10 protein-coding genes are annotated in these 13201 nt (G+C 36.4%); 7 read left to right on the plus strand and 3 right to left on the minus strand.

Features of this window, described 5'->3' with window-relative positions:
• Positions 1-272: 272 nt before the first annotated feature.
• The 3 genes from EV142_RS11325 to EV142_RS11335 all read right to left on the minus strand — a co-directional run bounded on the left by EV142_RS11325 (position 273) and on the right by EV142_RS11335 (position 5755).
• Positions 273-866 (minus strand): hypothetical protein, encoded by a 594-nt coding sequence (locus EV142_RS11325; protein ID WP_132035693.1) that lies wholly within the window; start codon positions 864-866, stop codon positions 273-275.
• A gap of 13 nt (positions 867-879) precedes the next feature.
• A complete protein-coding gene (locus EV142_RS11330) occupies positions 880-2082 on the minus strand; it encodes a hypothetical protein (RefSeq protein WP_132035696.1) in 1203 nt (400 codons plus the stop codon).
• Between the two features lie 232 nt (positions 2083-2314).
• A complete protein-coding gene (locus tag EV142_RS11335; protein WP_132035699.1) occupies positions 2315-5755 on the minus strand; it encodes a methylmalonyl-CoA mutase family protein in 3441 nt (1146 codons plus the stop codon).
• 308 nt (positions 5756-6063) lie between these two features.
• Between EV142_RS11335 and EV142_RS11340 the strand changes: the two genes are divergently transcribed.
• The 7 genes from EV142_RS11340 (at position 6064) to EV142_RS11370 (ending at position 13128) form a co-directional block, all read left to right on the plus strand.
• The gene (locus EV142_RS11340; RefSeq protein WP_132035702.1) at positions 6064-7674 is read left to right on the plus strand and encodes a L,D-transpeptidase family protein; all 1611 of its coding nucleotides are present in this window, start codon (positions 6064-6066) and stop codon (positions 7672-7674) included.
• A gap of 128 nt (positions 7675-7802) precedes the next feature.
• Positions 7803-8222 carry a cytochrome c oxidase assembly factor Coa1 family protein gene (locus tag EV142_RS11345; RefSeq protein ID WP_132035705.1) on the plus strand — a complete coding sequence of 140 codons (420 nt, stop codon included), beginning with the start codon at positions 7803-7805 and terminating at the stop codon, positions 8220-8222.
• Between the two features lie 29 nt (positions 8223-8251).
• Entirely contained in the window at positions 8252-8872 is a 621-nt protein-coding gene (locus tag EV142_RS11350; protein ID WP_132035708.1) for a hypothetical protein, read from the plus strand.
• A gap of 26 nt (positions 8873-8898) precedes the next feature.
• A complete protein-coding gene (locus EV142_RS11355; protein WP_132035710.1) occupies positions 8899-9459 on the plus strand; it encodes a hypothetical protein in 561 nt (186 codons plus the stop codon).
• A 154-nt stretch (positions 9460-9613) separates the two neighbouring features.
• Positions 9614-10339, plus strand: a complete 726-nt coding sequence (locus tag EV142_RS11360) for a DUF4197 domain-containing protein (protein WP_132035713.1) — start codon at positions 9614-9616, stop codon at positions 10337-10339.
• 120 nt (positions 10340-10459) lie between these two features.
• Positions 10460-11314 (plus strand): formyltetrahydrofolate deformylase, encoded by an 855-nt coding sequence (purU, locus tag EV142_RS11365; protein WP_132035716.1) that lies wholly within the window; start codon positions 10460-10462, stop codon positions 11312-11314.
• 803 nt (positions 11315-12117) lie between these two features.
• Positions 12118-13128, plus strand: coding sequence for an aldo/keto reductase (locus EV142_RS11370; RefSeq protein WP_132035719.1), 1011 nt, complete (start codon positions 12118-12120; stop codon positions 13126-13128).
• Positions 13129-13201 lie beyond the last annotated feature (73 nt).

Below are 13201 nucleotides of genomic sequence, written 5' to 3' on the forward strand. Positions count from 1 at the left end.
TATTCCGTTCCAATTATTTTTTTATTCTCTTTGTGGATTATTGGAGCGGGTACGAAGTCGGGAGACTTCGCACAGCCGGTGTAATCCATTAATTATTGTTTTCGCGCTTATATTTAACAAAGTAAAAAATACTTCCTACTAGTAAAAAAACTAAAACGAGATAAAAATAATTGATGTTATAAATGGTATCATAAATAAAAACATCAAAATAGTAATTTGAAAAAAAGAAAAAAACAAATAGTAAAATACAAATGGTTAGAAATATTAAAAATCTATTCTTCATTTTTTTCCAGTATTAAATTATTAAAAAAAGCATTAAACATTTTAAAATGCCCGAATCCTGCATCTTGAAAACTGACATCTTCGATTTCAAAGTTAATTATTTCGTTTGGTAATTTTTTATATAACAACTTTTCTTCCACAATAGCTTCTATTTTCAATATTAAATCATTCAATTTTCTAGTTTCCTTGTTAGCTTCTTGTAATTCTATAATTTTTGATTCGGAAAACAATAATTCAATTTTATTTTTTTTGCATTCGATTACATAATAAGGAATTACGACACTTAAAAGCAATGAAATTGTATATAACTCTCCGTCTTCTATGATGCTCAAATTAAAAGTCATACATCTATCGCCCCAATCAAACAACGTGAAATCTGCAAAGTTTTTTAAAGAATAATCCTTTTCAAATTCTTTTAGAATGTTTTCTGATATATCTTGCCTATACTCAGAATCAAACTTTGTAATTATTTGATTCAATCTCACATATTCATCACTAACAATATACTTACCATTTTCGGTATTAAAACATATATTTTTAGGATAATATAAATACACTAAATTTTTTAAAACTTTATAAATCATAACATTATTTTATTTATCTACAATCTGCTGAAAACAAGAAAGTTGTTTTATAATCAGTCGCTGGTAAAGTTGTAGTGGAATTAAATTGTACTCTACCCCCAGGAATAGATAAAGGATAATTTTTCGTTAACTGCGTCCTAAAGTATTGATCAACTATTACATCAGACACCGATGTTCTTGCGTATTTAGCATTAACCTCGTCCATTGTATCGTGAAGAACCTTCGCAGAGGCATTGGCTGCTAGTCCTGCAGTAATATTTGTATTACCAACCTTTACATTTGTGGGTGTTCCAAAAAGTATTGGTTGCGGATAGCTAATAACGTGAACTATTTCAATTCCCTTCTCATTTAATAAAACTATCCTAAGATAAATATTTTTAACCGCAGATTCTTGCCAAATAGTACCTGTCTTTGATTTAAAATTAAAACTTTCACAACTAGGTGGAGCACTTTCTGCATTTGACGCTCCACTTCCACCTCCGCTACTTGCACCCCCACCACCAGTCGGTGATGTATATCCTCCCGGAGTTGTCCCTCCAATTACAGGGCCGCGTGGGGTATAAATCACTGGCGTTCCTGTACTGGGCCCCGTTACAATAACTTCTCTTAATGGAATTGCAGCACCGTCTCCACCATCATTATGACATCCATCATCTAAATCAGAAAAAATACAATCACCAGTTTCCGGAGCTTTGTTTGTTTTGTTTCTATCAATCGAAAATTCGGCGACACCCTCTTCAACTACCTGATTATTTAAAAACTTAGCACCTCTTACAAAACCTTTTTTCAAATCCCAAACGGTCATGTAACCCGTAAAATCTCCACCGTCTACAGACTGACTCTCCGGTTTAATATCCTTATTGGAATAGACTTCGAACAATAGGGCTGAATATCTACCTTCATCTGATTTATAGATATACAATTTCTGTTCCCAATATTCTCGCTGCTCTTTTTTACGTTCCGCAACGGGTACAATAATCGTCTCTGTACCGTCTTCTGATCTTGTAACACTTGCCTGATTCCATTCATAGTGCATATTCTGAAATAAATCATAATTATCACTAGAAGATTCATACTCTTTAAACCAATTTTTAGCGAGGGAAAGTTGGTTTCCTTGAGCACTAGGTAAATCATCATCTTTCTGACACCTTGTAAAAAGGATAGAAAATATTAAAATAAAACTTAAAACAACAATTTTTTTAATTTTTTGGCTCATAATGTATTTTTATAAGAGGTTACAACAAAACAAACATAATAAATAATTTCTTACAATATTGTATTAAGCAAAAATAATTCTAGTGCTGTTCTTATATTTCAAAAAAAATTTGCTCCCCCAATTCCAAACAGTCAAAATTTACAGCTTATTATTTTAGACAATTAAATTTTTTAAAAAACAAAAAACCTCCCATTATCTGAGAGGTTTTTCCATAACTATAAAAAAGTAAATTCTACATATTCCTTCTATACTGCCCACCCACTTCAAACAATGCCGAAGTAATCTGACCCAGCGAACAAACCTTCGTCGCTTCCATTAAATGGGCGAATAAGTTTTCGTTTTTAATGGCGGCTTCCTGCAGTTTGTTTAAGTGCTCGTTTACTTTTGCTTCGTGAAACTGGTGCAGGTTATCGAGCATGGTAATCTGATATTGTTTTTCTTCTTCGGTGGCACGAATGACTTCTGCCGGAATTACCGTTGGTGAACCTTTGGAACTCAGGAAGGTGTTGACCCCCACAATTGGGAAATCGCCGTTGTGTTTCAGGGTTTCGTAATACAAACTTTCTTCCTGGATTTTAGAACGCTGGTACATGGTTTCCATGGCTCCAAGAACTCCGCCACGTTCTGTGATACGGTCGAATTCCTGCAGAACGGCTGCTTCTACCAAATCGGTTAATTCTTCGATGATAAACGATCCCTGAATTGGGTTTTCGTTTTTCGCCAGTCCTAATTCTTTATTGATAATCAACTGAATCGCCATGGCTCTGCGCACTGATTCTTCGGTTGGTGTGGTAATCGCTTCGTCGTAAGCATTGGTGTGCAGGGAATTACAGTTGTCGTAAATCGCATACAAAGCCTGCAAAGTGGTTCTGATATCATTGAAATCAATTTCCTGTGCGTGCAATGAACGCCCTGAAGTCTGAATATGGTATTTCAGCATCTGTGCTCTTTCGTTGGCGCCGTATTTGTTTTTCATGGCTTTCGCCCAGATTTTACGCGCCACACGACCAATTACCGAATATTCAGGATCTACTCCGTTCGAGAAGAAGAACGATAAGTTTGGTCCGAAATCATTGATGCTCATGCCACGGCTCAAATAATATTCCACGTAAGTAAAACCATTTGAAAGCGTAAAGGCCAATTGTGTAATCGGGTTGGCTCCTGCCTCGGCAATATGGTACCCTGAAATCGAAACCGAATAAAAGTTACGAACGTTTTGGGTAATAAAATATTCCTGAACGTCACCCATCAATCGCAAAGCGAATTCGGTAGAGAAAATACAGGTATTTTGCGCCTGATCTTCTTTCAGGATATCGGCCTGAACCGTTCCACGAACTTGTGACAAGGTTCTGACTTTGATTTCATTGTATACCTCCGAAGGTAAAACCTCATCTCCGGTAACCCCCAAAAGCATTAAACCTAAACCATTGTTTCCTTCCGGTAAATCGCCCTGGTATCTCGGGCGTTCCAAACCTTTGGCTTTGTAGATCTGGTTGATTTTAGCATCAACTTCTTTTTCTAATTCGTTCTCCTTAATATAATACTCACATTGCTGATCGATTGCGGCATTCATAAAGAAACCTAACAGCATAGGTGCCGGTCCGTTTATGGTCATACTTACCGAAGTCATAGCATGCACGAGATCAAAACCGGAATACAGTTTTTTGGCATCGTCCAGACAGCAGATGGAAACTCCGGCATTCCCGATTTTCCCGTAAATATCAGGACGGATATCAGGGTCATTTCCGTATAAGGTCACACTGTCAAATGCGGTTGAAAGTCGTTTTGCAGGCAAGCCCGCACTTACGTAGTGAAAACGTTTGTTGGTTCTTTCCGGTCCGCCCTCGCCCGCAAACATTCGGGACGGATCTTCGCCTTCACGCTTAAACGGATACAATCCTGACGCAAAAGGAAATTCACCCGGTACATTTTCCTGTAAATTCCAACGCAGGATATCACCCCACGCCTCATATTTAGGTAAAGCAATTTTTGGTATTTGCAGGTGCGATAAACTCTCGGTATGGGTGGCGATTTTGATTTCCTTATCACGAACTTTAAACGAATATACCGGATTTTTGTATTTGTTTACTTTCTCGTCCCAATTCAGGATAATTTCCCAATTGTACGGATCTAAATCCATTTTTACTTTATCGAACTGATTCAGTAAAAGGTTTAGGAAGATTCTGTTTTCGTCATGTTCCTCGACTCCACCCGGAAGGACAGTAGTGTCATCGATTCCGGCTTTGGTAATTTGCGGTACTTTTCCGGAAACAGATTCTATGGTTTTAAAAATTCCGTATAGTTTCTGTGCTACTTTTTGCTGTGAAAGGGCCGTTTCATCATATCCTCTGTTGCTCTCGGCAATTTCAGATAAATAACGCGTACGGTGTGGCGGAATCACAAAGATTTTCTCGCTCATTTCACGCGTAATTTCAAAAGTCGAATGCAGGTTGGATGCTGTTTTTTCGACGATTTTATCCATAATCGCTTTGTAAAGCGTATTCATTCCAGGATCGTTAAACTGCGATGCAATCGTTCCGAAAACCGGCATCTCGTCCGGATTTTTATCCCAAAGATTGTGATTGCGCTGGTATTGTTTTTTAACATCACGAATGGCGTCTAACGCTCCTCTTTTATCAAATTTATTCAACGCTACGAGATCAGCAAAATCAAGCATGTCGATTTTCTCCAATTGGGTGGCGGCACCAAACTCAGGCGTCATTACATATAAAGAAACATCGGAATGATCCATGATTTCGGTATCCGATTGTCCGATTCCGGAAGTTTCCAGAATAATCAAATCGTATTTGGCGGCTTTCAAAACCTGAATCGCTTCGGCTACATATTTAGATAAAGCCAGATTGGACTGACGTGTCGCCAATGAACGCATATAAACACGCGGATTATTAATGGCATTCATACGGATTCGGTCTCCTAACAATGCTCCTCCCGTTTTTCTTTTCGACGGATCGACAGAAATTAACCCGATTGTTTTTTCAGGGAAATCAATTAAAAAACGGCGAACCAGTTCATCTACCAAAGAGGACTTTCCGGCTCCACCCGTTCCGGTGATTCCTAAAACCGGAATTTTAGAATCGGCGTTATTGGTATGAATCTGATCGAAAACCGGTTTGGCAATTTCAGGAAAATTCTCTGCTGCCGAAATCAAACGGGCAATTGCGGTTGGAATTTTATTTTCGATATGATCAATCTCTCCGTTTAGTTGGTCTCCAATCGGATAATCGGAACGTTCTACCAAATCGTTAATCATTCCTTGTAAACCCATAGAACGGCCATCATCGGGAGAGTAAATTCTGGTAATACCATATTCATGTAATTCTGAAATCTCGCTTGGCAGGATGACTCCGCCTCCGCCGCCAAAAATCTTGATGTGTCCGGCTCCTTTTTCCTGAAGCAGGTCGTACATATATTTAAAGTATTCGTTATGCCCACCCTGATATGATGTCATGGCAATCGCATTGGCATCTTCCTGAATGGCGGTATTGACCACTTCTTCAACACTTCGGTCATGACCCAGGTGAATTACTTCTACACCGGTTGACTGAATAATGCGTCGCATAATATTAATTGCAGCGTCATGTCCGTCAAACAGTGAAGCAGCTGTGACAATTCTTACTTTATTTTTAGGATTATATGGTTTTTGTTGTTCCATTTTATGAATATGATAATTTTAAGGGAGCAATTTACAAAATATTATAATATTTGATCATCGTTATATCTTTTTGTTAACAAAAAAAAAGAATCTTTTTTTAATTACAGGGGTAACATTTTAAATATTGGGCTGATTTATCTTATATCAGTCTTATAGAAATGTTAACAACATGGAAATTTCGAAACATTTAAATAAAATACAACAACTTGTTTTCCAGTGTACTAACATAATTTAGCAGTGTAGAAATGCCCCAAATTTTTACCCAAAACTTTTCTTCCTATAAAGTAGAAACGTAAAAATTTAATACAATGAAAACAGTTTATCCAATCGCCATAATTCTATTCCTTGGATTTATAACTTCTTCCTTTGAGTTGAAAAAAAATGATGTTACCGCAAGTAAAAAATCATATGACTTTTATTCTGACTTCGTTCATGATTCTGATCCTGTGATAGATAATGACGTATTGAATGATTTTTTTAAACGATATGCCGATTTAAAAAAATACCAAAACAAAGTAGCCGCCTTATACCAAAACAGATCTTACGAATCTATCTGGTATGAAGACAATAAAATCAATGAATTTGGCAAACTTTTGCACCAAAAACTAAAATTGACACATGAGGAAGGACTGGAAATCGAAATTCCTTATGAAAATGAAATTGATAAAATCTTTACTACAAAAGGTAAAGAAAGACCATCAAAATCAGATTCAGACCTTTTATTAAGTACCGCTTATATTATTTATATGAGTCAGGTTTATGAAGGACTTGATGCCGAAACGGTAAAAAAGACGGGCTGGATGCTGCCTAAAAAACAATTGTCTTACGAGACTTTACTAGATTCTCTTATTGTAAATCCTGCTTTACTAGAGAAAAATAACGAATTGCTTTTTGATCAGTATTATAAATTACAAGGCGCATTGGAAAAATACAGACAAATTGAAAAAGACGGTACATGGACGCCTATTGAAACGGCAACTCCCTATAAAGATTTACGTCCCGATGCTGTTTCCAAAACAATTGCCCAGGTCAGAACGCGATTGGTTGTAATGGGTGATTTACAAAATGATTCTAAAAGCGATGTCTACGATCGTGAAATGATGGATGCAGTGATGAAATACAAATTAAGAAACGGTTTTAAACCCAACTATATATTGGCCGAAGAGCATATTAAGGATATGAATACGCCAATTGCCGATAAAATAAAAACACTGGCGGTTAATATGGAACGTTATCGCTGGATTTCTCCAAAATTGGTAAAAGACAAAGAATATATTATGGTGAATGTTCCTTCTTTTGAATTGGTGTATGTGAAAAACGGAAAAACAGAATTGGCATCACGTGTTTTTGTGGGTTCGGCATTGACAAAAACATCCATCTTTAGCGGAAATATTGATAAAATCGTTTTCAGTCCGTACTGGACCATTCCGCAAAGTATTGTGGATAATGAACTGAAATCAAAAATAGCCTCTGATCCCAATTATCTGGCAGAACACAATATGGAGATGAAAAACGGTCAGGTGAGACAAAAACCAGGCCCTGAAAACTCTCTTGGATTAGTGAAATTTATTTTCCCGAATCCCGAAGATATTTACATGCACGATACACCGGCGAAAACATTGTTTGACTTTGAAAAAAGAACTTTCAGCCACGGTTGTATTAATGTAAAAGAAGCTAAAAACCTGGCTATTGCCATGCTGAAAGATTATCCGGAATGGACTGCTGACAGAATAGACACAGCAATGGAAGGTAAAGAGGAAATTACATTTAAATTACCAAACAAAGTACCAATTTATATTTGTTATTTTACTTCATGGGTAAATGAATCAGGCGAAATAAGCTTTTTTCAGGATGTCTATGAAAAAGATAATGATTTGAACAAAATCATGTTTCAGGAATCTATGGCGTTTAACAATTAGTATATAGATTTTTTAAAACTGATATTTAAGTTTTTTACCGGGTAATTTTAGGTTTGATTTAGAATTTGAAAGAAAAAAGAATATCTTTCAGGTACTAAACTCAAATTTAAAATTACCCTTTTTTTATTATGGAAGAAAATTATACTGAAGTTAAAAAAAATTGGTGGGACAGAAACTGGAAATGGTTTGTTCCAACCGGATGTTTAAGCCTTATTGTCCTTCTTGGACTTTTTATAGCAGGATTTTTTTTCGGAGTCACTTCGCTTATGAAAGATTCTGATGTTTATAAAGACGCGATGCATCAGGTGACACAAAACAAAGTAGTGGTGCAGCAATTAGGCAGTCCTGTTGAAACGGACGGAATGCCTTCCGGAAGTATCAATGTGAGTAATAATACAGGGGAATGTGATCTGGAAATTCCGATAAAAGGACCTAAAGGAACCGGTATTTTATTTGTAACAGCACATAAAAAAGTAAAATGGACGTATGATGAATTGTCTGTTTACATTAATGCCACAGAGAAAGAAATTAATTTACTGGAGAAATAAAATTACAACATTCAGATCACTTTCAATTTATGAATACACACTTTCTCGCCCTGCTCCTCTTTTTAAGTCTTAATGCTGCTGCTGCCTCTAAAACATCATTCAGGCATCAGGTTCTTCCTTTACATAAGAAATCTTACGCTCCGATACTTTCAGACCAGGATGTTAAAATATTCTGGCTGGAAAATGATACTTTCCATATAAATGAAAGTTATCTTAAAACCATAACCCAGCAGCAACGTGCCGCTTTGGGATATATTACGACTTTTGTAGGCAATGATTGTGACTGGGACGGGGATAAAAAAACTGATGAAAGTAATTTAAAATGTAAATTACTCGCAGCTCTTGATCTGGGGTATCAGTGTTCGGAGAAACATTTGTCTTTTTTAAGAGAATGGTTTAAAGGAGATCAAAAAATTCTTGAAGATTTACAGACTTGCAAAAGAACGCCCGCTTCGGCCAATATTCAGGACAGTTTTATCGAACTCCGCATGCTTACCGTTGATAATACCATTACCATCACGTACAGTGCCGTTGGTTTCGATTTTAATGCAAAACATACATGGAAATGGACTGAAGAATCGATCTTTACTTTCACTAAAAATGAAATCAAACGCACCGGCAGAAAAAACATTGAAGGCGGATTTAATTAACGATCCGCAATTTAAAATAACATCCTATGAAATCATTATTACTTTTATGTATTGCCCTCCTGAACACTATTTTAGGATCAGCACAATCTGATGCAAGATATCATACCCATACCGAACGAATTGCACAATTTCCAAAACCCAATAAACTTTTATCCAGTACCATCGATGCGGAAGGAAATGGGTCGCTGGAATATACCAATCCTAAAAATCAGGTGCTCCGTTTTCGATTATTGAATCATAGACTTCAAATACAACATGGCGGCATTGCTTTCCAATTGTTTTCGTACCAGAATAATGAACTGCAAAAAATAGAAACTTTCGATCTGCAGGGAAAACGAGCCGGTGAAAGAGAATCTCAAAATGAAGCCGTAGTGCAATTTATAGTAGAGAAAAAAAACGAATATCTCCAAAAAAAGAAATTGATAGACGATGCTGAAGGAAATATCGATCTGAAAGACGATAGCAAAGAGCAAATCATCAGAATTAAATTGTTTGACACTAATAATCTTCCCTTACCCGAAAAAGAGCCTGCTTACATTTCAAGCAAAACCTATTGGGAATGCAATGTGAGAATGTATTGGCCTTGAAAAAAAACGCTCCGTTTTACCGACATTCTGTACAAAAAACAGAAATCTGCTTAGTAATGTTAATTCTAAAACAAATTGTTTCTGCTGCTGAAATAAAATTGTGGCTTTGTTTTTGAATAAGTAGTATTTTTGAAACTTAATAAATCCCCAATAAATGAAAAAGATCATCATTCTGGCATTTGCATTTTCGCTTACTTCATGTGCCCAGGTACAACAAACATTAAACCAACTACCACAATTATCTTCACAGATTCCCGGAATTGGAGTTGGCGGCGTTGATATTGCTTCCGGTTTAAAAGAAGCTTTAAATAAAGGAATTACACAACAGGTAAGCAAACTGACCGCTGTTGACGGTTTTTACAAAAATGAAGCCGTAAAAATCTTAATGCCGGAAGAACTTCAAAAAGTGGATGCTACTTTACGAAAAATAGGATTAAGCTCTCTTGCAGATGAAGGGATCAAAGTGTTGAATCGCGCAGCAGAAGATGCCGTAAAAGAAGCAACCCCGATATTTGTTTCGGCAGTAAAAAATATGTCTTTTACAGATGCTAAAAATATTTTGCTTGGAAACGACAGTGCTGCAACCAGCTATTTGCAAAACAGTACAACAACAGCTTTGTACGGAAAATTTAATCCGGTGATCAAAAGCTCTTTCGAAAAAGTAGGTGCCGATGTGGTATGGTCTAAGATCATCAACAAATACAACACTATTCCATTGGTTAAAAAAGTAAATCCGGATCTGACTGATTACACCACTAATAAGGCTTTGGTGGGTGTTTTTAAAATGATTGCCGTTGAAGAAAAAGAAATCCGTAATAATATTAGCGCAAGAACAACACCTTTATTAAAAAGTGTTTTTGCCATGCAGGACGGGAAATAATTTTTTAGCTGCAGAGGTTGGAAAGGTGCAAAGGTGCAAAGGTTTTAAAACTTTGTGAGCCCTGCACAAAGCCTCGCTAACTTTGCGGTTAAAAAATAAAATCAAAAAACAACCAGAAAAATGCAAAAAATAACGATTCTGATTCACTGCAAAGACCAAAAAGGAATTATTGCGGCAGTTACTACCTTTATCGCCAAAGTGGAAGGAAATATTATTTATATCGATCAGCATGTTGATGTGGAGCAAAACGTTTTTTTCATGCGTCTCGAATGTGAATTTGCCAATTACAGCAGCAGCATCGATGCGATAAAAAAAGAGTTCCAGGAAACCATTGCTACCGATTTTAATATGTCGTGGGATTTGTATAATCAGGAGCAAAAGCCTAAAATGGCTTTGTTTGTCTCTAAATACGATCATTGTTTGTTTGACATTCTGGGCCGTTACAGTGCCGATGAACTGAATGTTGAAATTCCGGTAATCATCAGTAATCATAACGATTTACGATCGATTGCAGAACGTTTTGATATTCCGTTTCACTGTGTGCCGTTTACAAAAGACAATAAAGAAGAAGGCGAAGCCAAACAAATTGAATTACTGAACAGGTATCACATTAATTTTATCGTTTTGGCGCGTTATATGCAGATTATCACACCCAAATTAATTTCGCTTTACGAGAATAAAATCATCAATATCCACCATTCGTTTTTACCTGCCTTTCCGGGTGCAAAACCCTATCATTCGGCTTTCAAACGTGGTGTGAAAATTATTGGTGCCACCAGTCATTATGTAACAGAAGAATTAGACGAAGGTCCGATTATTGAACAGGATATTGCCAGAGTTTCCCATATTCATTCCGTTGAAGATTTTATCATGAAAGGACGTGACCTGGAACGAATTGTCCTGGCACGTGCAATCAAACTTCATGCAGAACGTAAGACGATGGTTTACAGCAATAAAACGGTTGTTTTCTCTTAGAAAATTTAACAGACGACCTTAACAAAAACAAACCCGACAGACTTTAAAAACCTGTCGGGTTTTATTTTTGAAGCTTCGGTACAGAAAACACATGTAAATTCAGAACTTAAAAACCTTTGAACCTTTTGCCACTCTGAACCTTTGTGCCTGATTTTAAACACCTTATAAATCGTATTTCTTCATTCAATTGTTAAATTCCATAAGAACCCATACTTCTGACTTTTAGCATTTTACCAACTGTACACAAAAAGCCTTTCGATATTCATAAGAAAATTTGATTGTTATTATATTTTAATAATTAAAAGTAATTTAATGCTACAGATTACTCAAACGGACAGATCGAAAAATCTTAACTTATGTCCAACAAAGTAATAACAAAACCTTAACAGCTTACGATTCATATATGTCTGATCTTTGTAATGTAATAAACTGGTTATTTATTATTTTGGTTTTGGTTAGTTAAATGATGCCGGCGTCTTCGAGATGCCGGCATTCTTTTTTTGTATAAGTTTTTGTTTTTTTGTTTCAGGTTTAAAGTTTCAGGTTGCAATACTTTACGAGATTTAACCGTAAAGCACACAATGCTTTTTCGCAAAGTTCGCAAGGTTATCACATAGCTTTGCGAACTTTGCGCTTTAATGAGACCTTCCATGTAAAAAACCTTTGCGTGCCTTGCGGTTCAATACACAATCCAACTTTCCTCATTTTGGATACAACTACACGAGATTTAGATACTTTATAAAACTAATGTTGTCAGATCTTTGCTGTATTACTTTTCGATCTAAAAATTTAAAACAGCAATTATGAGTACAATACAAAAATTTAAATTAGGAAATCAGGGCCTTATTGTTCCGAATATTGGTCTGGGCTGCATGGGTATGACGCAGATTGCCGGAATGGATATTTACGGGAAAGCTGATGAAACCGAAGCAATAGCCACTATACACCGTTCGCTCGAATTAGGAGGTAATTTTCTGGATACAGCAGATTTATATGGTCCGCTACACAACGAAAGACTGATTGCAAAAGCCATAAAAGGCAATCGAAACGCCTATACCATCGCCACAAAATTTGGGTATGAAATTGACGATAACGAACAACTTACCTGGCAATTTAATGGTAAAAAAGAATATGTAAAAAAAGCCGTAGAACGTTCCCTGAAAAACTTAGGAACCGACTATATCGATTTGTACTATTTACACCGCCTCGATCCTAATACTCCGATTGAAGAAACCGTTGAAGCAATGTCCGATTTGGTAAAAGAAGGTAAAATAGGGTATATCGGACTTTCTGAAGTTTCATCGGAAACGATTCGTAAAGCACATCAAATTCATCCTTTAACAGCGGTACAAACAGAATATTCTCTATTCGAAAGAAGTGTTGAGGAGTTTGGTATTCTGGATACACTGAAAGAATTAGGAATTGGATTTGTAGCGTATTCGCCGCTGGGAAGAGGTTTTATTTCCGGAGACATTAAAAGCCCGGATGATTTTCCTGACAATGATTTCAGAAAAAGCATCCCGCGTTTTCAGGGAGAGCAATTTCAGAAAAACATTGAATTAGTAAACGAGATACAAAAATTAGCGCATGAAAAACAAATTACAGCCTCTCAGCTTGCTCTTTCGTGGATTGCTACTAAAAATATCCTCGCAATTCCAGGAACTAAACGGGTAAAATACGTCGAACAAAACATTGCTGCGGCACAAATGGTTCTGACCGAAGATGAAATGAAACGTTTAGAAAATATTATTCCGCTTGGTACGCAAACCGGCGCCCGATATGACGAAGCCAATATGGCCGGAATTGATCAATAAAAATCATCAGGAAAAGTTATCTTTACGATAGCTTTTCCTTTATTATTTCTTCAACTATTTCTTTAACTATTTT

The sequence above is a fragment of the Flavobacterium circumlabens genome, assembly GCF_004345565.1.
GTDB classification, from domain to species: Bacteria; Bacteroidota; Bacteroidia; order Flavobacteriales; family Flavobacteriaceae; genus Flavobacterium; species Flavobacterium circumlabens.

Bases quoted from the DNA above. Each gene is read 5' to 3' on its own strand.
- EV142_RS11325 (WP_132035693.1), bottom strand. From the start codon at position 866: ATGATTTATAAAGTTTTAAAAAATTTAGTGTATTTATATTATCCTAAA.
- EV142_RS11330 (WP_132035696.1), bottom strand. From the start codon at position 2,082: ATGAGCCAAAAAATTAAAAAAATTGTTGTTTTAAGTTTTATTTTAATA.
- EV142_RS11335 (WP_132035699.1), bottom strand. From the start codon at position 5,755: ATGGAACAACAAAAACCATATAATCCTAAAAATAAAGTAAGAATTGTC.
- EV142_RS11340 (WP_132035702.1), top strand. From the start codon at position 6,064: ATGAAAACAGTTTATCCAATCGCCATAATTCTATTCCTTGGATTTATA.
- EV142_RS11345 (WP_132035705.1), top strand. From the start codon at position 7,803: ATGGAAGAAAATTATACTGAAGTTAAAAAAAATTGGTGGGACAGAAAC.
- EV142_RS11350 (WP_132035708.1), top strand. From the start codon at position 8,252: ATGAATACACACTTTCTCGCCCTGCTCCTCTTTTTAAGTCTTAATGCT.
- EV142_RS11355 (WP_132035710.1), top strand. From the start codon at position 8,899: ATGAAATCATTATTACTTTTATGTATTGCCCTCCTGAACACTATTTTA.
- EV142_RS11360 (WP_132035713.1), top strand. From the start codon at position 9,614: ATGAAAAAGATCATCATTCTGGCATTTGCATTTTCGCTTACTTCATGT.
- purU (WP_132035716.1), top strand. From the start codon at position 10,460: ATGCAAAAAATAACGATTCTGATTCACTGCAAAGACCAAAAAGGAATT.
- EV142_RS11370 (WP_132035719.1), top strand. From the start codon at position 12,118: ATGAGTACAATACAAAAATTTAAATTAGGAAATCAGGGCCTTATTGTT.